Source organism: Kribbella aluminosa (assembly GCF_017876295.1).
In the GTDB taxonomy this organism is placed as follows: domain Bacteria; phylum Actinomycetota; class Actinomycetes; order Propionibacteriales; family Kribbellaceae; genus Kribbella; species Kribbella aluminosa.
Window position 1 is genome coordinate 4,381,330 of sequence record NZ_JAGINT010000001.1, and the last position, 19,232, is coordinate 4,400,561.

Sequence of the window (19,232 nt, forward strand, 5' to 3'; positions counted from 1 at the left end):
CTACGGCCAGGACTTCGCGAGCAGTGCCCGGGTGTCGGTGAGGAGTTGCGGGAGGACCTTGGTACCGGCGATCACCGGCATGAAGTTCATGTCGCCGGACCACCTGGGCACCACGTGCTGGTGAAGGTGCGCGGCGATTCCGGCGCCGGCGATGTCGCCCTGGTTCATGCCGATGTTGAAGCCGTGCGCTCCGGAGACGGCGCGCACGGCCTGCATCGCCTGCCGGGTGAGGGTCGCGACGTCGGCGACCTCCTGGTCGGTCAGCTCGGTGTAGTCGGCGACGTGCCGGTAGGGCACGACCATCAGGTGGCCCGGGTTGTACGGGTACAGGTTCAGGACGGCGTACGCCGACTCGCCGCGATGCACGATCAGCGCGTCCGCGTCCGCCAGCCCGGGGAGCCGGCAGAACGGGCAGCCGGAGCCGGCCGCCGAACTGGTCGGCTTGTTCTCCCCCTCGATGTACGCCATCCGGTGCGGCGTCCACAGCCGCATGAACGCATCCGGCACCCCGACACCGCCCTGCCGCACCAACTCGTCCGGCGCGTACGGCGAGTCGGGGTGTTCGGTCATACCTGGACGCGCTTTTCGACCGACTCGACGATCTCCGCGACCGCGTCCGCGATCGGTACGCCGTTGTGCTGCGAGCCGTCGCGGTACCGGAACGAAACGGACGCCATGGCCACGTCGTCGTCGCCGGCGATCAGCATGTACGGCACCTTGGACTTCTGCGCGTTCCGGATCTTCTTCTGCATCCGGTCGTCGGAGGCGTCGATCTCGACCCGGATGCCCTGCGCCTTCAACTGCTTGGCGACCTCGAGCAGGTAGTCGACGTGCCCGTCCGTGATCGGGATGCCGATCACCTGGACCGGGGCCAGCCACGGGGGGAAGGCGCCCGCGTAGTGCTCGGTCAGTACGGCGACGAACCGCTCGATCGAGCCGAACAGGGCCCGGTGGATCATCACCGGCCGCTGCCGGGAACCGTCCGGCGCGGTGTACTCCAGGCCGAACCGCTCCGGCAGGTTGAAGTCCAGCTGGATCGTCGACATCTGCCAGGTCCGGCCGATCGCGTCCTTGGCCTGGACGGAGATCTTCGGGCCGTAGAAGGCCGCGCCGCCCGGGTCCGGGACCAGCTCGAGACCGGAGCCCTCGGCAACTTCCCGGAGCGTCTCGGTGGCCTCCTCCCAGACCTCGTCGGAGCCGACGAACTTGTCCGGGTTCTTGGTCGAGAGCTCGAGGTAGAAGTCGTCCAGGCCGTAGTCGGCGAGCAGGCCGAGCACGAAGGTCAGCAGGTTCCGCAGCTCGTCGCGCATCTGCTCACGGGCGCAGTAGATATGCGCGTCGTCCTGGGTGAAGCCGCGGGGCCCGGGTCATGCCGTGCACGACGCCGGACTTCTCCAGCCGGTACACGGTGCCGAACTCGAACAGCCGCAGCGGCAGCTCCCGGTACGACCGGCCGCGGGCCGCGAAGATCAGGTTGTGCATCGGGCAGTTCATCGGCTTCAGGTAGTAGTCCTGGCCCTGCTTGCGGATCTGCCCGTCCGCGCCGCGCTCCTCGTCCAGGTGCATCGGCGGATACATGCCGTCGGCGTACCAGTCCAGGTGCCCGGAGGTCTCGAACAGCTGCGCCTTGGTGATGTGCGGCGAGTAGACGAACTCGTAGTCGTCCTCGACGTGCCGCTGCCGGGAGTAGTCCTCCATCACCTTCCGCAGCACGCCGCCCTTGGGGTGGAAGACCGCGAGGCCGGAGCCGATCTCGTCGGGGAAGCTGAACAGGTCGAGCTCGGTGCCGAGCTTGCGGTGGTCCCGCTTGGCGGCCTCCTCCAGGCGGGTCAGGTACGCCTTCAGCTCGTCCCTGGTCTCCCACGCGGTGCCGTAGATGCGCTGCAGCTGCGGGTTCTTCTCGCTCCCCCGCCAGTACGCCGCCGCCGTCCGCATCAGCTTGAAGTTGCCGAGGTACCCCGTGGCCGGGACGTGCGGGCCGCGGCACAGGTCCTTCCAGGCGACGCTGTCGTCGCGGCGGACATTGTCGTAGATCGTCAGCTCACCGCCGCCGACCTCGACCGACGCGCCCTCGGCGTCGTCCGCGGCCGAGCCCTTGATGCCGATCAGCTCGAGCTTGTACGGCTCCGAGGCCAGCTCGGTGCGCGCGTCGTCGTCGCTGACCACCCGGCGGCTGAACCGCTGCCGCTCCTTGATGATCTGCTGCATCTTCTTCTCGAGCTTGGTCAGGTCCTCCGGCGTGAACGGCGTCGGTACGTCGAAGTCGTAGTAGAACCCGTTCTCCACCGGCGGGCCGATGCCGAGCTTGGCCTCCGGGAACACGTCCTGCACGGCCTGCGCGAGCACGTGCGCGGTCGAGTGCCGGATGATCGCGCGGCCGTCCGCGGACGCCGCCTTGACCGGCTCGATCCGGTCGCCGTCCGCGACCACCCGGGAGAGGTCGCGCAGCTCACCGTTGACGCGGGCGGCGATGGCGGAGCGGTCCTGGCCGAAGATCGCGGCGAACAGCTCCCCGATCGTCGTCGTCTCGGTCACACTCCGCTCAGCCTCGCCCTCGACGCCGACCAGCTGGACCTTGACTTCCGACACGTTCACTCCTCGGTTCGTGCGTGACCGGCCGAATTACCGGCCACGAAGCAGATGGTATCGACCCCGCTGACCTCCACCCCGCGCCACCACCCCCGCCAGCCCCGGGCACAACCCTCCAGGTCAGGGGATATCGCTTCAAGTGGAGGGTTGCCCCCTCATATTTTGAGGGGGCAACCCTCCAGTCGAAGGGGCAAGCTCCTTAGCGCGGGGTGTTCGGCGCGGGGTGTTCGGCGCGGGGTGTCAGCGCGGAGTGTTCAGGGCGATCGTGATCTGCTCGGAGACCTTGGCGGCCAGCTCCAGGGCGGCGCGGCGGGTGGCCGGCTGCAGGGCGGAGTGGTCGAGCGGGCCTTCGGCGGCGATGTGCATGTCGGTCGGGATGTCGATGACCGCGGCCGCGCGGGACTCGAAGTACGGCCGGAGCTGCTTCTCGACGTCCCTGTTCACGTCGCCGGGGCCGTTCGAGACCGCGATCACCGCGCGGCGGATCAGCCGCTGCGCCTCGGGGCCCTGGTTGTCGAGCTCCTCCAGCATCTGCACGGCGGCCGCGCAGGACAGGCTCTTCCACTTGATCGGGATGACGAGGGCGTCGGCCGCCTTCATCGCTTCGCGCCAGTTGCTGGAGCCCTCGTTGTTCCCGGTGTCGATCACGAGCACCTTGTAGAACCGGCTCAGCAACCGGTGCACCAGGTCGAAGTCCTTCGCCTCGATCTGCGCGTACGTCGTGGTCGCCGACGTCAGCACGTCGTACTGACCGGACACCTGGTGCCGCAGGTACGCCGCGACGTCGCCGAGCCGGGCGTCCGGCTGAGTCAGCATCGGCATCGCCTGCAGCATGTCCGTGACGGTGGACCGCGAGTTCGTGTCGTGGGTGCGCAGGTGCATGTTGCCGCGCAGCTCGTTGTTGTCCCAGGCCACGACACCGCCGCCGCGGGCCTGGCCGAGCGCGCCGGACAGCAGCAGCGTCGTCGGCGTCTTGCCGGAGCCGCCCTTCGGGTTCGCGATGACGATCGTCACCGGGCGGCGGAAGGCCGTCGCGGCGATCGCGCGGGCGAGCCGCTCGGAGCGCTCCGTCGTACCGGGACGCAGCTTCAGCATGCTCCGGACGCCGCGCTCGGCGGGAGCCTCGCGCGGCAGCGGCAGCGCCTGAATCAGGTCGTCGGTACGGAACGACAGGTTCTGCGGCGGCTGCTGCTGGGCCTGCTGGCCGGGGATGCCCTGCGGGAAGAAGTGCTGCGCGGCCGGCGAGAGCGGCTGACTGCCCTGACCAGGCTGCGGGTTCTGCTGGTTCTGCGGTGTCTGCGGTGTCTGGGGAGCCGGGGGGAACTGGCCGGACTGCGGGGCCTGCTCCTGACCGGCGTTCTGGAACGAGCCGCCGCCGAACACCGGGGCGTCCGGCTGGGGACTCGCAGGCTCGTCCGTCGTCGTGGTCTCCGGCTCCGGGTCGGCCTCGTCGTCCTGCGGCTCCGGCTGGCTCCACGAGGACGCGGCAGAGTCCGGCACCGGCTGCGTCCAGGAGGGGGCCGGCTGGCTCTGTTGCGGCTGGGTCCACGGCGCGGGCTGGTCGACCGGCTTGGCCGCCGGTCCGGACCAGGAGTCGCCCGGGAAGTCGTCGGACAGTGCGTCCGGCTGCTGCGCCGAGTACTCAGGGTCCTCGGCGTTCCCCGTGGTCTCCTCGACGGCCTCGCCGTCGTCCGGCTGGGTCCAGGAGGGGGTCGGCTGCCACATTCTCCGGACCTCGGCCGCCGCCGCTTCCCGGTCCTTGTGCTGTCCGGAGTTGTGCGAGTCGGTCACGACCTGGATCCCCGATTCTGTCAGAGGGGGCGGGTGGCCCCTGGAGCTTGTTCTGGGTACTTGTTCTCGGTACGCCGGAGGTGAGGTCTCCGGGAGGGGTCCACTATCCCACGACCGAGTGTCCTCACCACGTCACCACCCGGAGCCGTCCGGTGACGGTTCCGCAACCAGTATCCAGGCTCACCAGGACCATGCGTCCCGGTGAGCTGGTCACACCTGCCGGCGCTCGGCGTCGATCAGCTCGAACGGTACGTACGAGAGGCTCGGCACCTGCTCACCGCGCAGTTGTGCGAGCAGGAGGTCGACGGCGCGGCGGCCCATCTCGGTCTGGTTCTGTCTGACGTGCAGGTACGGCGGTCCGCCGATGGAGTCGCCCGGTGAGTCGAAGCAGGCCACCACGCGGTCCCCGCCCAGCACCCGGTCGACCATGCGGGCCAGGTTGTACTCACAGGCGAAGTACGCCGTCACCTCGGGCCGGTTGGCGCGGAACGCGCGGATGGTGTCCAGGTCCGCCCGCACGCTCTCCGTCGTAGTCGAACCCGGCAGGGTGCTCCGCAGGTCGGTCAACTCGTACGGCTGGCCGCGCTCGCCGAACGCGGTACGGAAGCCTTCCAGCCGGTCCTCGATGGACGAGGTGTTCACGGGCGGTGGCGAGACGAACGCGATGTGCTCATGCCCGTGGTCCAGCAGCCGGGTGGTCAGTGCCCGCGCCGCGGCGACGTTGTCGGTCAGTACGGCGGACACCGGGATCCCTGACAGGTGGCGGTCCACCAGCACTACCGGGAACCCGTCCAGCACCTGGCGGAGCAGGCTGGCGTTGTAGAAGTCCCCGTGTACCGGGAACACGATCAGCCCGTCCACAGCGGCCACCAGCGAGTCGACGGCCTTCTCTTCATCGGTCTGACGCCCGTGGGTACGCCGTACCACCAGGTGCGCGCCGTACTCCGCGCAGCGTTCCTCGATCGCGTTCAGCAGGTCCAGCCCGTACGCCTCGGACATGTCCGGGACGATGAGCGCCACGGACCGCGCCTCCCGCCGCTGCGCCGGCCGGAGCGGGACGCTCAGGTCGGTGAGGTCAGGCAGCCGCCGTACGACGAACGTGCCTTTGCCGCGGACCCGCTCCACCAGACCGGCCTCCCGCAGCACCTCCAGGGCACGCTTGGAGGTGATCCGGCTGACGCCGAACTGCGCCGCCAGCTCCATCTCCGACGGCACCCGGTCCCCCGGCCGGAGCGCACCACGGCGCAGCTGCTCCAGCACATGAGCGCAGATCCGCTCGTACAGCAGTGTCACGAAGTCGCCACCTCACCTGTCCTCTTGACATATCCAATCATCCCGCCGGAACTGTCGGCGGTGGCGGACGTCGACGCTCACGGGCCGGGTCCTGCTTCTCGATCGCGCCACCGAACCTCGCTTCCTGCCCTGGTCGCGGCCCGCTTCGACTGACACCATGCCGCCATGACCCGCCCAGCAGTGCCTGCCTTCGCGGCCCGGCCGGTAGCGGCCGTCGCAGTCCTGGTCGGCGTCGTACTCACCGCGCTGTCCGGCCGCTACGGCTACCACCGCGACGAGTTGTACTTCATGGTCGCCGGCCGGCACCTCGGCTGGGGGTACGTCGACCAGCCGCCGCTGACGCCGTTCATCGCGCGCGTGTCGACCACGATCTTCGGCGACACCGTGATGGGTCTGCGGGTGCTGTCGACGCTGAGCAGCGTCGCGACGATCGTCGTGGTCGCGCTGCTCGCCCGGGAGTTCGGCAGCGCGCGGCGCGGTCAGGTGCTCGCGGCCGTCTGCGCCGCGGTCTCCGGGTTCGTGCTCGGGGTCGGGCACATGGTGTCGACGGCGACGTACGACCTGCTGGCCTGGATGCTGATCGCGCTGTTCGCGGTGAAGCTGCTGCAAACGCGGGACGGCCGATGGTGGCTCGCCCTGGGGCTGACGGCCGGGATCGCGTTGGAGAACAAGTACCTTGTGGTGCTGCCGATCGGCGCACTGCTGGTGTCGTTGCTGATCGTCGGTCCGCGGAGCGTGCTGCGGTCCTGGTGGGTGCTCGCGGGCTTGGCTGTCGCAGGGCTGATCGCCTTGCCGAACGTGGTGTGGCAGTTCCAGCACGACTGGCCGCAGCTCAAGGTCGCGGGCGGGATCAGTGCCGACGACGGCACCGAGAACCGGATCATGTTCGTCCCGCTGCAGATCCTTCAGCTGTCGCCGTTCCTGGTCGCGGTCTGGGTCGCCGGGTTCCGCCGCATCTGGCGTTCGTTGCCTTGGGCCCGTGCTGTGGCGCTCGCCTACCCGGTGCTGTGCGTCGCCGTACTCGCCGTCGGCGGGAAGTCGTACTACGCGCTGCCGTTGCTGCTCGTACTCGTCGCGGCGGGGTGCGAGCCGACGCTGCGGTGGGTCGAACGGCGGCGACGTACGGCGGTCGTCACGTTGGTACTGACCGCATTGTCGTCGGCGTTATTCACGCTGCCGGTGCTGCCGGCGTCGGCGGCGGACCTCGTCATACCGGTGAACAAGGAGCAGGGCGAGCAGATCGGCTGGCCCTCGTTCACCGATGCGGTGGCTGCCGCGTGGCACCAGGTGCCGGCGGATCAGCGTTCCACCGCGACGATCGTGACCGGCAACTACGGGGAGGCCGGGGCGCTCGTTCGGTACGGTCCCGCCCGCGGGCTGCCGATGCCGTACTCCCCGCACATGAGCTTCTGGGAGTGGGCCCGGCCGCCGGACTCCAGCACCGGGCCGGTACTGCTCGTCGAAATCGAACGGACGCCGATCTTCGAGAAGTACTTCCGCGACTGCAACCAGGTCGGCACCGTACACAGCATCGTTTCGAACGACGAGGACGGCACCGCGCTGGTCCTGTGCGCGGCACCGGCCGAGCCGTGGTCCGCGCTCTGGCCGAAGATCCGCCAGTACTACTGAGCGCCCACTGCGGCGCGGGCTTCCAGCTCGCTGGATCGTGGTCGTCAGGTGCGGGCCGATCACGTGCACGGGATCCTCGTCGTAAATCCGGTAGCCCTCAGCTGAACCCGACCGCTAACGTCCCCGAATGGAGCTCACCACCCCAAGGCTCACCCTCCGCTGGCCCGTCGAGTCCGACTTCCAGATGCTCTGCGAACTCTGGACCGACCCCCGAGTAGCCCGCTTCATGGACGACTACGGCCCCCGCGACATCCCGTCCGTCCGCGAATGGCTGGACCTCCACGCCGGCGGCACCAGCCGAAACGGCACCCACCTCCAGCTGATCCTCACCCACCACACCACCCCTGTCGGCTGGCTAGGCCTAGGCGAAAGCAACTCCCCCATCGCCGCCTGGAGCTTCGGCTACGCCATCCACCCCGCCCACCGCTCCCACGGCTACGCAACCGAAGCCCTGACCGCGGCCCTCACCCACTGCCACACCCACCTGTCAGTCCCCACCCTGTGGGGCGAATGCCACCCACCCAACACCGCCTCAGCCCACGTAATGCTCACCGCCGGCCTGCAAGAACTCTCCCCCACCCCCACCAGCCGCCGCTTCCTCTACACCCCAACAACCCACCAGCCCCTCCCACAGCCCACGACCTAACCCCACCACCTCATCCCCTACACCCCACCCACGGGGCAGGCCCCACGCCGCAACCCCCAACTCCGCCACAGCTACCGGACCGCCACGCCATCACAATCCACGCAACCGGCCCTACCTCACGCCTACCGCACCCCATCCCACGCAAATTGTGATGGCCTGGCGATCCGCCCCAACCAGCCCACCCCACCCGAGCCACCCGCCCACCGCGGGAGCCGAGCGAAGCGAGGTCACCCGCAGAACGTCCACCCGTGCAGTAGGCAACTACCGGCCCAACACAAGGTGATCCACCCGCCCGACCCCGACGTACACGGGTACGCAAACCACACACCCGACCTAGTACGTGCATGAGCGAGGTCGCGGCGGGGCACTACGACGACCCGGCCGGTGAGCCAACCGCCGGGGCCGACCCAAGCAGGTGAACCAACAGCGCAACCCGACCCAAGCCGCCGAGCGAAGCGAAGGCGTAGGGGGTGCGGGTGGCGGAGCCCCCGCAACGCGGCAAGCGAAGCGCAGCCGCACAAATAACGAAGGCGACGAGGTCAGCGCACGCAGTGCGCGACACACGTCGCCCATCGCCTTCGTGGACGATACTGGGATCGAACCAGTGACCTCTTCCGTGTCAGGGAAGCGCGCTACCGCTGCGCCAATCGTCCAAAACCGGAACCATCAGAATACCCTGAGGTTCTCGAGGTGGAGACGGGATTCGAACCCGTGTACACGGCTTTGCAGGCCGTTGCCTCGCCTCTCGGCCACTCCACCACTGAGAGCCGAACCCTCTCCGAGCGGACGACCGGGTTCGAACCGGCGACCTCAACCTTGGCAAGGTTGCGCTCTACCAACTGAGCTACGTCCGCAGTGCGACCGGGCTTTTCCGTCCCTCGGCGCGAAAAGAACATTAGCCCATCTCCGCCCGAGTTCAAAAACGGGGGCCTCCGCCGTCGACGTACGGTCATCAACTGCTCACCTTCGAAGGGCCGCGCTGCGCCGGATCAACTGCGCACTAAGGTGTTCCGCGGAAGGAGCACCACATGCGTATCTGGCTCAACGGCGCCCTGCTGGACGACGCGGCGACGGTCTCGCCGCTGGATCACGGGCTGACCACCGGTGACGGCGTCTTCGAGACGATCAAGATCGAGGACGGCAAGCCGTTCGCGGTACGCCGGCACCTGGACCGCCTGGTCCGCTCGGCGGTCGGGCTCGGTCTGCCGACGCCGGACGTGACCGCGATCGAGGGCGGCATCGACGCGGTGATCGCGGCCGACCCCGGCATCCCGTTCGGCCGGCTGCGGATCACGTACACCGGCGGCGTCTCCCCGCTCTCGTCCGACCGCGGCACCTCCGGCCCGACGATCCTGGTCGCGACGCAGGCGATCAAGCGCCCCGCCGCGACCTCCGCGATCGTCACGGTCCCCTGGGTCCGCAACGAGCGCAGCGCGGTCGCCGGCCTGAAGACCACGTCGTACGCCGAGAACGTCCGCGCGCTCGCCTACGCGAAGGAGCGCGGCGGCAGCGAGGCGATCTTCGCGAACACGATCGACGACCTGTGTGAGGGCACCGGGTCGAACATCTTCTGCGTGTACGACGGTGAACTGGTCACGCCGACGCTCGCGTCGGGCGCACTCGCCGGGGTGACCCGGGCGCTGGTGCTCGAGTGGTTCGGCGGCGTCGAGTGCGACGTACCGCTGGCGAAGCTGTCCGAGGCCGAGGAGATCTTCCTCACATCGACAACGCGTGACGTCCAGGCGATCCAGCGTGTCGACGACCGCGAACTGCCCGCGCCCGGCGTGATCACGGCGCAGGTCGCGAAGATCTTCGCCGAGCGTTCGGCGCAGGACCTCAATCCCTGACGGTCGCGGACCTCAGGCACTGACCAACCCGCCGGAGAACAGCCAGTACGGCGCCGGTCAGGCGGCGGCCTGTCGCTGACGGCGAGGTTGGTCAGTGGTGCAGGTCCGCGTCCGGCTACTCCCCCGATGCCTTGCGGCGTTCGCGGTACGCCGCAACGTGCAGGCGGTTGCCGCACGTCCGCGCATCGCAGTACCGCTTCGAACGGTTCCGGGAGAGGTCGATCAGGGCGTCGTCGCAGTCCGGCGCCTCACAGCGGCGGAGGCGTTCACGTTCGCCGGCCGAGATCACCTGAGCAAGCGCGATCCCGCACTCCACCGTGATCCGGCAGGCCAGCGACGCACCCGCCCGGGAATAGTGGATGTGCCACGGGTGCCCGTCGTGGTTCGTGAGCCGCGGAGTCGACGTACCGCGGGCGATGATCGCGTTGATCATCGTCGCCGCCGACGCGTCGGCATCGGTCGTGAACACCGGCGCGAACAGCGGCCGCAGATCGCGGACCTCGGCCAGGTCCTTCTCCGACAACGAGTCGACCGCGCTGAACTCCCGTTCCTGGACGAACTTCTCCAACTCCTCAAGAGTCTCCAGCGAATCGACCTGGCTGTTCGGTCCGGGCAGGGTGTTGACGAGCCGGACCAGCGTCCCGAGCGCCTGCTCGGTGTCGTGCGAGAAAGTCACAATCACGTCTCCAACGCGACGGGATCTCCGTCCTGACCCAAGAGTAGCCCGGCCCGATTAGATCAGGCGCCTCATCATGCGCTAAGGTTTCACCCGCAACACCACATCAGAAACACCAGCACCACGCTGGGCGATTGGCGCAGTGGTAGCGCGCTTCGTTCACACCGAAGAGGTCACTGGTTCGAACCCAGTATCGCCCACGACAGTCGACAGGCGACGTGTGTCGCGCACTGCGTGCGCTGACCTCGTCGCCTTCGTTATTTGTGCGGCTGCGCTTCGCTTGCCGCGTTGCGGGGGCTCCGCCACCCGCACCCCCTGCGCCTTCGCTTCGCTCGGCGGCTGGGTCGGGTCGCGCTGTCGGTGCACCTGCTCGGGTCGGGTCGCGCTGTTGGCTCACCTGCTTGGGTCGGGTCGCGCTGTTTGCGCACCGGCGGGGGGCGGGTTGAACTGTTTGCTCACCTGCGTGGGCCGGGTTGCACCGTCTGCTCACCCGCGGAGGGCGGGTTGAACTGTCTGCTCACCTGTGTGGGGGCGGGTTGCGCTGTTGGCTTAGCCGCGTGTGTCAGGTCCGGCGGTTAGCTCGCCGCCCGTGGGGTTCGCGGTGGTTCAGCAGGGGACGCCCCATCGAGGGCGCCGGTGTGCCTTCCGGATCGCGCTTCGGGTTTGGCGACCTTGAGGTTGGATGACATAACGGTTAGGGTCTGCATAACCGTTATGTGGAGGTTGCGGTGCGGCAGGAAGTGTTGTTGGCGTTGCTGGCCAAAGAGCCGTCGCAGGGGTATCAGTTGCGGGCTCGGCTGAACGACGCGTTGGGTTCGTTCGGTGCGGAGCTGAATGACGGGCAGATCTATGTGCCGTTGGGCCGGTTGCAGAGGGCCGGCCTGGTCACGGCTGACGGGTCGCGATCGCGGGAGCGCGCAGACCGCAAGGTGTACTCGTTGACCGCGGCAGGACAAAGCCGGGTTGGTGAGTGGCTGAGCGAGGTGAGCTGGCCGAAGCCTGACGTGGCTGAGTTCCATCTGAAGCTGATCGCCGCCGCGACCGCCGGCTTGGCTGACCCGGTGGCGATCATCGATGCCCAGCGGCGTGAGTTGTTGCGCCTGTTGCGGGAGGCGCAGGACGCGGCGATGGCCGAGGTGGAGGGCTCGTCGGCGTCGCTGCTCCTGGAGGGGATCGCGCTGCGGCTTCAGGCGGACGTGCGCTGGCTGGAGGCCTGCGAGGGCGCTTGGTCCAAACCACGGAACAAGGGGAGTACGTCGTGACCGTCGCCGTTGACCACCCACCTGTCGTCGCCCGCGGATTGAGCAAGATCTACGGGCGTGAAGGTGGGTTGGTGCGCGCCGTCGACGCGGTCGATCTCGAGGTTGCCGAGGCCGAGACAGTGGCGGTGATGGGCCCCAGCGGATGCGGAAAGTCCACCTTGCTGCAGATGCTGGGTGGGCTGGACCGCCCCAGTTCGGGGGAGGTCTGGCTCGCTGGCCGTCGCATCGACGACACGAGCGAGCGGGAGTTGGCGCGCCTGCGGCGCGGCGTCGTGGGGTTCGTGTTCCAGGCGTTCCAGCTGATGGATGAGCTCACCGCCCAGGAGAACGTCGAGTTGCCGGCGCTGCTGGCCGGACGCACTCCGCGCCTGGCCCGCCGGCGGGCTGCCGAGTTGCTCGACAGCGTCGGGTTGGCCGACCGGGCGGCCCATCTGCCCTCGGCGCTGTCGGGCGGTCAGCGCCAGCGGGTCGCGATCGCCCGGGCGTTGGTGAACGACCCGCTGGTGGTGCTGGCCGATGAGCCCACCGGCAATCTCGACAGCGCGGCCACCCTCGACGTACTCAAGCTGTTCAGGCAGCTACGCGCGAGCGGACAGACATTGGTGATCGTCACCCATGACGAGCGAGTGGCGGCCACCGCGGACCGGCTGATCTCCATGCGTGACGGCGCGTTCGTGGACCAGACACACCTGACCGGCGGCACCACCGGTCGGCTGGCCGGACTGGCTGGACTGGACTGGCTGGCTGGTCTGGACGGGCTGGACGGCTGATCGGAATGGGGAGAGCCTTTCTGTTCGGCCGTCTGGCCGCCAAGGACCTGCGCCGGCACCTGTCCGAGGCGGTACTGCTGTTCTTGGTCATCGCCGCCGCCGCGGCCACGCTGACGATGGGGCTCGTCCTGCACGGCGAAACCAGCAATCCGTACGACACGACCCAGGCCGCAACCAACGGCCCCGACGCGGTCGCCAACCTCTCCCCCACACTCTCGGACAGCGGCTCTGTCCGTGCGAATGCGAACCCGGCGGATCTCGCAGCGCTCGAAAGTGCACCAGGGGTCGTCGGGCACAGCGGGCCCTACCCGACGACCTTCGCGTTGCTCGACGCGCGCGGCATGAGGACGAGCGCCATGGTGGAAGGCCGCGACCTCGCGCCTGCGACGCTCGCGCAGCCCGCGCTCACCGCCGGCAGTTGGATCCGCGACGGTGGGGTGGTGATCGAGCGTAGTTTCGCCGACGCGCTGGGCGTACAGGTCGGGGACGCCATCAGTTTGCGCGGCCGGCCTTACCGGGTTGCGGGGATCGCGGTCGATGCCGCGACGGCGCCTTATCCGCACGTGTGCGCCGGGGGCTGGTGCGACGTGATCTATCGCCCGTCCGTCGCGAAAGATCAGATCTCGCAGTACCAGCCCGGCGTCATCTGGCTGCCGCGCTCCGACGCAGTCGATCTCGCCGCACCTGACATCGGACTCTCGTACCTGCTGAACCTGAAGCTGACCGACCCTGCTCAGGCTCCGGCGTTCGCCGCCTCGCGTACCCACACCTCGTCGCCGGGATCACCCGTGGTGATCAAATCCCGCCAGGAAATCTCCACCGATGCCGCCAAGTTGGTGCGTGGCCCTCACACGGTCCTGCTCGTCGGTAGTGGGCTGTTGATTCTGCTCGCCCTGGCCAGTGTCACCGTTCTCGTCGGCGGCCGCCTGGCCGAACAGACCCGGCGGGTCGGGCTACTCAAAGCGGTCGGCGCCACCCCAGGGACTGTGGCGATCCTGCTGCTCGTCGAACATCTCGCCGTGACCCTCGTCGCGGCGGCTGCGGGCCTGGCGATCGGCTGGGACCTCGCGCCCCTGCTCACCAGCCCCGGAGCCGGGCTGCTCGGCGCGCCCGGCACCCCACCGATCACCGTGTCGACCGTCGCTGCCGTTGTCGGTGTCGCGCTGGCGGTTGCCGCGCTGGCGACGGTTACGCCTGCGCTGCAGGCAGCGCGGACCAGCACCGTGAACGCCCTCGCCGACACTGCCCGCCCACCAAGGCGAAGCACAGTGGTCAACGCCCTCTCGACCCATCTGCCCGTACCACTGCTCTTAGGCGTACGACTCGCCGCCCGGCGACCCCGCCGCCTCGCCCTGAGCACGCTGAGCGTGACCGTCACCGAGGCCGGCATCATCGCGATCGTCATGGAACACGCCCGCCTCGGCGGAACCTCCGGGCTGGTCAACCCGCAGAACCAGCGGATGACCCAAGTCATGCTCGTCATCACCGTCATGCTGATCGCGCTGGCCGCCGTCAATGCCGTCCTCATCACGTGGGCCACCGTTTTCGACGCCCGGCGCGCGTCGGCCCTCGCCAGGGCGCTCGGCGCTACCCCTCAGCAGGTCACCGCTGCGCTCATCGCGGCCCAGCTTGTCGCGGTCCTGCCCGGCTCCGTGCTCGGTGTCCCACTCGGTATGGGACTGCTCAAGGTGGTAACCACGTCCGGGGATGCCTACAAGCTCGTGCCCAGCTGGTGGTTCCTTCTCGTCGTCCTCGGAACGTGGCTGGTGACAAGCGCCCTCATTGCCATCCCCGCTCGGTTCGGCGGCCGGCTCCCCACAGCGCGAATCCTCCGAGCCGAGCTCAGCTGACTGACGAGGCTTGGTCCCGCACAGGAGTTCACCTGGTTCAGGTGTGGCGCGGCGACAGGATTGCCGGGCGCGCTTGGGAAAGCGCGGTGGGGGTGAGTTCTACGACGTCGGTACAGGTCGGGTCGGCGCATTCGCAGTCGAAGGTGATGGGGGTGGTTCGGTTGCGGGCGTGGGCTTGAACCACCAGTTGGTTGTTGCTGGTGCGGATGAAGGACTGGCGGGTGGGGGTGTCGGGGGTGGGGTGGGCGGTCAGCAGCGGAGCGAAGTGTTGTTCCAGGGCGTTCAGTGTTTGGGGGATGGTTTGGTTGTCGACGTTGATGACTGTCGCGGTGGTGCCTGCCAGCTGGTCGTTGATCAGTTGCCAGCCCCAGATGAGGCCCTCGTGGTTCGCGCCGGGGTTTCGTTCGTGGAGCCTTGCCAGTTGTTCGGGTTTGGAGGGCATCAGCCAGACCGCGTTGGGTCCGGTGCCGGCCATGGTAGGAGTGACGAAGGCGCCTTCGACGATGGTGGGGGCGTGGATGTCTTCGAGGATCATCGGGCCGCGGTCGAAGGCTCCGGGGCCGGCGCCCAGCTCGTGGAGGCCGGCGGCGGCTGCACGTTGCTCGTGGTCGAAGGTGTGAGCGTCGACGCTGTACCAGACGTAGCCGTGCTTGCGGGCGAACAAGCGGCTGACGGTCGACTTACCGGCTGCAGCAGGCCCGCCTACCCAGAGGGCCTCGGAGGGCAACAAGTACGGCGTCATGGGCGGGACGATAGCGGCACGTCGGCTCAGTGCTTGACGAGGTCCTCGCTGAGGTTCCACAGGCGTACGGCGGACTCCGGGTCGACCGCGTGCGGGACCACGTATGACCGGACGTCCGGATCGTGGAAGTCCGTCTTTCCGACCAGGTCCAGCGGTGAGATGTCGTTGTCCTTCAGGTAGGTGCCGCCGTGCCCTTCCAGCAGCGGGCTCGTAGCGCCGAAGACAGCCGTACTCGCGCCCTGCGCCACCGTCTTCCGTTCGCGCGCGGGGTCGATGATCTGGTTGCCGTCAGCATCGACGAGGCCCATCGCCTGGTAGTCCTCCAGCGACAGCCACGGAGTGCGGGTCTCCCCCGCCTCCAGATGCGGGCCGAGGTTCGTGGTGATGACGATGCCAGGGTGCGCGGCGAAAGCGTGGATGCCGTACTGCGACCAGCGTCGCTCCAGCTCCACCGCGAAGAGCACGTTCGCGGTCTTCGACTGCCCGTACGCGCGCAGCGGGTCGTAGTCATCGGTAAACTGTGGGTCATCCCAACGAATATCGGACAGCCGGTGGCCGCCCGACGTCACGTTCACGATCCGGGCGCCGTGCGCCGCCTGGAGAGCGGGCAGCAGACCGAGCGTGAGCTGGAAGTGCCCAAGGTGGTTCGTGGCGAACTGCGACTCGTACCCGCGAGCGTCCCGGTACAGCGGGCCGGCCATGATGCCGGCGTTGTTGATCACGATGTGCAGCGGCCACCCGTTCGCCAGGTACCGCTCGGCGAAGGCGTCGATCGACCTCGGATCGAGCAGGTCGAGCTGGCTCGCCTCCACTCCGTCGATGGCCTCGAAGGCGGCGGGATTGCGAACGGCGACCGTCACGTGGGCGCCGGCCTTGCGCAGCGCCTGCGTCGCCGCCAGACCGAGGCCGCGATGGCCGCCGGTGACGATCGCGTTCTTGCCGGTCAGGTCGATGCCTGCGAGTACGTCGTCCGCGGTCGACGCGGCGGTGAATCCGGTACCGATGAGCTGTTGTCTGGTCATGCCTCCACACTGGCGCGAGTTCGGCGTACGATGAATAAGTATCCGTCCGGCTTTTCTTCGTGAGAGTACAGATGACCGATCAGTTGTCCGAGGTGTTCGAGCTCGTGGAGGTGCGCGGGCTGGTGTCCGGCGGGTTCGTGGTCCAGGGCCCGTGGGTGTCGCGCGCGACCTTTCAGGAGGCGTTCAAGTTCATCGCGATGATCGGCGGCCGCGCCCGCCTGACGACCGACGGCATCGACGCACCGATCGACCTGCTCCCGGGCGACGTCGCGATCCTCAACAACCGCACGCGGCTGGAGCTGTCCGGCGGGTCGGGCGACGGCCCCGTGCGCGAGGTCGTTCCGGTGGAGACCGGCCTCGAGCTGCTGGACGCGGACTGGGACAGCAACGACATCGTCATCGGCGGCCGCATCGATCTGAACGAGGCCGGGCGGACGCTGCTCGGCGAGGCCCTGCCGCCGGTCGCGCACGTGCAGGCCTCCCCCAGCACCGGCGCGAATCTCCGCGGCAGCCTGCACCGGTTGTTCGCCGAGGTCACCGGCCACCGGATCGGCTCCACGTTCGCGATCCGCCAGCACGCGCAACTGGTACTGCTCGAAGTCCTTCGCACGTACGTCGAACAGGCCGAGCTCCCGCCGGGCTGGCTGCGGGTCCTGACCGACGAGCGCCTCCGCCCGGCGCTCACCCTCATGCACTCGCAGCCGGACACGCTCTGGAGCCTCAACGAACTCGCGCGCGCCGCCGCCATGTCCCGCACCGCGTTCGCCGAGCGGTTCCGCACTGTCGCCGGCATGCCGCCCCGCGCGTACCTGAACCGCTGGCGCATGATGCTCGCCCAACGCGCCCTCCGCACCCTTGACGTCAGCGTGGGCTCCCTCGCGACCGAGCTGGGCTACGCCTCGGAGAGCGCCTTCAGTACTGCGTTCAAACGCGAGGTCGGCGAGTCCCCGTTGCGGTACCGCGTCAACGCCCGCGCTCAGGCCTTGTCCAACTGAGCCACCGGGTCATCCTCAAGCCGCAACTGGACAGCAGCCAGCGCCTCCTCCAGGTGGGCTACCGCCGTGCGCTGATCAGTCAGACCAGCCAGCGGCCGTCCTCCATCAGCACGCGGTCCTTGAGCTCGTTGACCTCGCGCCATGCCTGGATCTTTGTCGGCGTCACCCGGAAGAACGGGTAGGTCGGCAACGGCCGCGGGTCGAAGCCGGCCTTTGCCGCGAACGCTGCGCCCTCGGCGTCGGTCGCCTCCACCACCTCGACGGTGCCGGTTACGTGGATCACGTCGCGCACCCCGCCGAGCGTCAACTGCACCTGCGGGTTCGCGACCAGGTTGCGTGCCGTCGGGTTCGTCCGCGTCGTCGACAACAGCAACGTCCCGTCGGTCCACAGGAACGAGAGCGGCATCAGGTACGGCGTACCGTCCAGGGAGGCCGTCGACACCCACGCGTCGACATCCTTGTCCAGGCGGTCCAGGGTGTCCTGCTTGCGGGCCGCCGGCGGGCGGGGTGCTGCCGTCATCGCGTGCTCCTCCATCACATGTCGCTTTCACATGTCGCTGTCACATGCCGGTGTCACATGTCGTCCTGGGGTTCCGTCAACCGAAGTGACGGCGCTCGGCCGGACAGTGTGACAGGTGAGAGGTTGGGAGACATGACCGGGGACGACTGGCTGGCAGTACGGTTCGAGGAGAACCGGGACCGGCTGCGCGCCGTCGCGTACCGGATCCTGGGCTCCGAGCCGGAGGCCGAGGACGCGGTCCAGGAGACCTGGATCCGGCTCAGCCACAGCGACACCGACGTGATCGGCAACCTCGGCGGGTGGCTCACCACCGTCGTCGGGCGGATCTGCCTCGACATGTTGCGGACCCGTCGCGGGCGGCCCGAGCTCCCGGTCGGCGACCACTCCCCCGTGCTCGCGGACGACGGCGTACCAGATCCGGAACTCGAAGCGATCCAGGCGGACTCGGTCGGGCTGGCGTTGCTCGTGGTGCTCGAGACGCTGTCGCCGGCCGAACGGCTGGCGTTCGTGCTGCACGACCTGTTCGCCGTACCGTTCGAGGACATCGCGCCGATCATCCGGAAGTCGCCGGCCGCGGCGCGGCAGATCGCGAGCCGGGCACGGCGGCGGGTTCGCGGTACGTCGGAACCGACCGACGTGGATGTCCTGCGACAGAAGGAAGTCGTGAACGCGTTCCTCACCGCGGCACGGGAAGCGGACTTCACCGCGCTGCTCGAGGTGCTCGATCCGGAGGTCGTCGTCCGCGGGGACGCGAGCGCGGCGTCGTACGGGTCGACGATGTCGCCGTTGTCCGGTGCTGCCGAGGTCGCGCACGCGTTCAGCGGGCGGGCGCGGGCGGCGAAGCTCGTCCTCGTCGACGGGATGCCAGGCCTGGTGTGGATGCAGCGCGGCGAACCGTTGATTGTGTTCTCTTTCACGGTCGCCGGCGGGCGTGTCGCCGCGATCGACCTTCGAGGCGATCCGGAGTACCTCGAAAGCGTCGATCTCGTGACTTTGCGGGGCTGACCCGACGGCGTGGCGAGTGGACAGAACCGGTGGGATTCATAGGCCCGATGTGGCGCCTCCGAACGGCGTGAAATCCCGTTTTTGCGGACGCCGAAAGTGCGCTACTGTTCTGCTCTCGCACCGAGCGGAAACGCTCCGAGCGAAGCGCGGACGTAGCTCAGTTGGTAGAGCGCAACCTTGCCAAGGTTGAGGTCGCCGGTTCGAACCCGGTCGTCCGCTCGGAGAGGGTTCGGCTCTCAGTGGTGGAGTGGCCGAGAGGCGAGGCAACGGCCTGCAAAGCCGTGTACACGGGTTCGAATCCCGTCTCCACCTCGAGAACCTCAGGGTATTCTGATGGTTCCGGTTTTGGACGATTGGCGCAGCGGTAGCGCGCTTCCCTGACACGGAAGAGGTCACTGGTTCGATCCCAGTATCGTCCACGAAGGCGATGGGCGACGTGTGTCGCGCACTGCGTGCGCTGACCTCGTCGCCTTCGTCATTTGTGCGGCTGCGCTTCGCTTGCCGCGTTGCGGGGGCTCCGCCACCCGCACCCCCTGCGCCTTCGCTTCGCTCGGCGGCTTGGGTCGGGTCGCGCTGTCTGTTCACCCGCTTGGGT

The 19,232-nt window shown here is 68.6% G+C and carries 15 protein-coding genes, 7 tRNA genes and 1 pseudogene; 12 read left to right on the forward strand and 11 right to left on the reverse strand.

All coding sequences use genetic code 11. From position 1 onward, the window contains the following. From JOF29_RS21055 to JOF29_RS21070, 4 genes and pseudogenes are all read right to left on the reverse strand, one after another. Positions 1 to 570, reverse strand: coding sequence for an HIT family protein (locus JOF29_RS21055; protein ID WP_209695854.1), 570 nt, complete (start codon positions 568 to 570; stop codon positions 1 to 3). Beyond that, positions 567 to 2,589: pseudogene (gene thrS, locus JOF29_RS21060) on the reverse strand (threonine--tRNA ligase). The gene JOF29_RS21055 and the pseudogene thrS overlap by 4 nt, the downstream one beginning before the upstream one ends. A gap of 240 nt (positions 2,590 to 2,829) precedes the next feature. Then, positions 2,830 to 4,380 (reverse strand): MinD/ParA family ATP-binding protein, encoded by a 1,551-nt coding sequence (locus tag JOF29_RS45440; RefSeq protein WP_209695855.1) that lies wholly within the window; start codon positions 4,378 to 4,380, stop codon positions 2,830 to 2,832. Between the two features lie 210 nt (positions 4,381 to 4,590). After that, the gene (locus JOF29_RS21070; RefSeq protein ID WP_209695856.1) at positions 4,591 to 5,673 is read right to left on the reverse strand and encodes a LacI family DNA-binding transcriptional regulator; all 1,083 of its coding nucleotides are present in this window, start codon (positions 5,671 to 5,673) and stop codon (positions 4,591 to 4,593) included. A 165-nt stretch (positions 5,674 to 5,838) separates the two neighbouring features. Here JOF29_RS21070 and JOF29_RS21075 point away from each other — a divergent pair, with 165 nt between their 5' ends. Both JOF29_RS21075 and JOF29_RS21080 read left to right on the forward strand, forming a co-directional pair. After that, entirely contained in the window at positions 5,839 to 7,302 is a 1,464-nt protein-coding gene (locus JOF29_RS21075; RefSeq protein WP_209695857.1) for an ArnT family glycosyltransferase, read from the forward strand. Positions 7,303 to 7,429: 127 nt separating this feature from the next. Beyond that, positions 7,430 to 7,948: a GNAT family N-acetyltransferase gene (locus tag JOF29_RS21080; protein ID WP_209695858.1), complete on the forward strand. Its 519-nt coding sequence runs from the start codon at positions 7,430 to 7,432 to the stop codon at positions 7,946 to 7,948. A 581-nt stretch (positions 7,949 to 8,529) separates the two neighbouring features. On the opposite strand, the gene JOF29_RS21085 is transcribed toward JOF29_RS21080, so the two are convergent. From JOF29_RS21085 to JOF29_RS21095, 3 genes are all read right to left on the reverse strand, one after another. Beyond that, positions 8,530 to 8,601: transfer RNA gene (locus JOF29_RS21085), tRNA-Val, on the reverse strand. Between the two features lie 35 nt (positions 8,602 to 8,636). Then, positions 8,637 to 8,707 (reverse strand) — tRNA-Cys (locus JOF29_RS21090). A gap of 22 nt (positions 8,708 to 8,729) precedes the next feature. Beyond that, positions 8,730 to 8,802 (reverse strand) — tRNA-Gly (locus JOF29_RS21095). Positions 8,803 to 8,976: 174 nt separating this feature from the next. Between JOF29_RS21095 and JOF29_RS21100 the strand changes: the two genes are divergently transcribed. After that, a complete protein-coding gene (locus tag JOF29_RS21100; protein ID WP_209695859.1) occupies positions 8,977 to 9,795 on the forward strand; it encodes an aminotransferase class IV in 819 nt (272 codons plus the stop codon). 115 nt (positions 9,796 to 9,910) lie between these two features. Here the strand turns inward: JOF29_RS21100 and JOF29_RS21105 are convergent, their stop codons facing one another. After that, the gene (locus JOF29_RS21105) at positions 9,911 to 10,471 is read right to left on the reverse strand and encodes a CGNR zinc finger domain-containing protein (RefSeq protein WP_209695860.1); all 561 of its coding nucleotides are present in this window, start codon (positions 10,469 to 10,471) and stop codon (positions 9,911 to 9,913) included. A 128-nt stretch (positions 10,472 to 10,599) separates the two neighbouring features. Here JOF29_RS21105 and JOF29_RS21110 point away from each other — a divergent pair. The 4 genes from JOF29_RS21110 (at position 10,600) to JOF29_RS21125 (ending at position 14,353) form a co-directional block, all read left to right on the forward strand. Then, positions 10,600 to 10,671: transfer RNA gene (locus JOF29_RS21110), tRNA-Val, on the forward strand. Positions 10,672 to 11,199: 528 nt separating this feature from the next. Continuing rightward, positions 11,200 to 11,733: a PadR family transcriptional regulator gene (locus JOF29_RS21115; RefSeq protein ID WP_209695861.1), complete on the forward strand. Its 534-nt coding sequence runs from the start codon at positions 11,200 to 11,202 to the stop codon at positions 11,731 to 11,733. 71 nt (positions 11,734 to 11,804) lie between these two features. Next, positions 11,805 to 12,503 carry an ABC transporter ATP-binding protein gene (locus JOF29_RS21120; RefSeq protein WP_307863528.1) on the forward strand — a complete coding sequence of 233 codons (699 nt, stop codon included), beginning with the start codon at positions 11,805 to 11,807 and terminating at the stop codon, positions 12,501 to 12,503. Between the two features lie 5 nt (positions 12,504 to 12,508). Further along, positions 12,509 to 14,353: an ABC transporter permease gene (locus tag JOF29_RS21125; protein ID WP_209695863.1), complete on the forward strand. Its 1,845-nt coding sequence runs from the start codon at positions 12,509 to 12,511 to the stop codon at positions 14,351 to 14,353. Between the two features lie 37 nt (positions 14,354 to 14,390). Here the strand turns inward: JOF29_RS21125 and JOF29_RS21130 are convergent, their stop codons facing one another. Together JOF29_RS21130 and JOF29_RS21135 are read right to left on the reverse strand one after the other, a co-directional pair. After that, complete coding sequence (locus JOF29_RS21130) at positions 14,391 to 15,095, reverse strand: P-loop nucleotide/nucleoside kinase family protein (protein ID WP_209695864.1); 705 nt, start codon at positions 15,093 to 15,095, stop codon at positions 14,391 to 14,393. A 26-nt stretch (positions 15,096 to 15,121) separates the two neighbouring features. Then, entirely contained in the window at positions 15,122 to 16,117 is a 996-nt protein-coding gene (locus tag JOF29_RS21135; RefSeq protein WP_209695865.1) for an SDR family NAD(P)-dependent oxidoreductase, read from the reverse strand. Between the two features lie 71 nt (positions 16,118 to 16,188). Between JOF29_RS21135 and JOF29_RS21140 the strand changes: the two genes are divergently transcribed. Next, positions 16,189 to 17,112 carry an AraC family transcriptional regulator gene (locus tag JOF29_RS21140; protein ID WP_209695866.1) on the forward strand — a complete coding sequence of 308 codons (924 nt, stop codon included), beginning with the start codon at positions 16,189 to 16,191 and terminating at the stop codon, positions 17,110 to 17,112. A 79-nt stretch (positions 17,113 to 17,191) separates the two neighbouring features. On the opposite strand, the gene JOF29_RS21145 is transcribed toward JOF29_RS21140, so the two are convergent. Continuing rightward, positions 17,192 to 17,632 (reverse strand): pyridoxamine 5'-phosphate oxidase family protein, encoded by a 441-nt coding sequence (locus JOF29_RS21145; RefSeq protein WP_209695867.1) that lies wholly within the window; start codon positions 17,630 to 17,632, stop codon positions 17,192 to 17,194. A 132-nt stretch (positions 17,633 to 17,764) separates the two neighbouring features. On the opposite strand from JOF29_RS21145, the gene JOF29_RS21150 reads away from it, so the two are divergent. The 4 genes from JOF29_RS21150 to JOF29_RS21165 all read left to right on the forward strand — a co-directional run bounded on the left by JOF29_RS21150 (position 17,765) and on the right by JOF29_RS21165 (position 19,056). Beyond that, a complete protein-coding gene (locus JOF29_RS21150; RefSeq protein ID WP_209695868.1) occupies positions 17,765 to 18,637 on the forward strand; it encodes a sigma-70 family RNA polymerase sigma factor in 873 nt (290 codons plus the stop codon). Between the two features lie 146 nt (positions 18,638 to 18,783). Further along, positions 18,784 to 18,856, forward strand: a tRNA-Gly gene (locus tag JOF29_RS21155). A gap of 22 nt (positions 18,857 to 18,878) precedes the next feature. Further along, positions 18,879 to 18,949, forward strand: a tRNA-Cys gene (locus JOF29_RS21160). A 35-nt stretch (positions 18,950 to 18,984) separates the two neighbouring features. After that, positions 18,985 to 19,056 (forward strand) — tRNA-Val (locus JOF29_RS21165). Positions 19,057 to 19,232 lie beyond the last annotated feature (176 nt).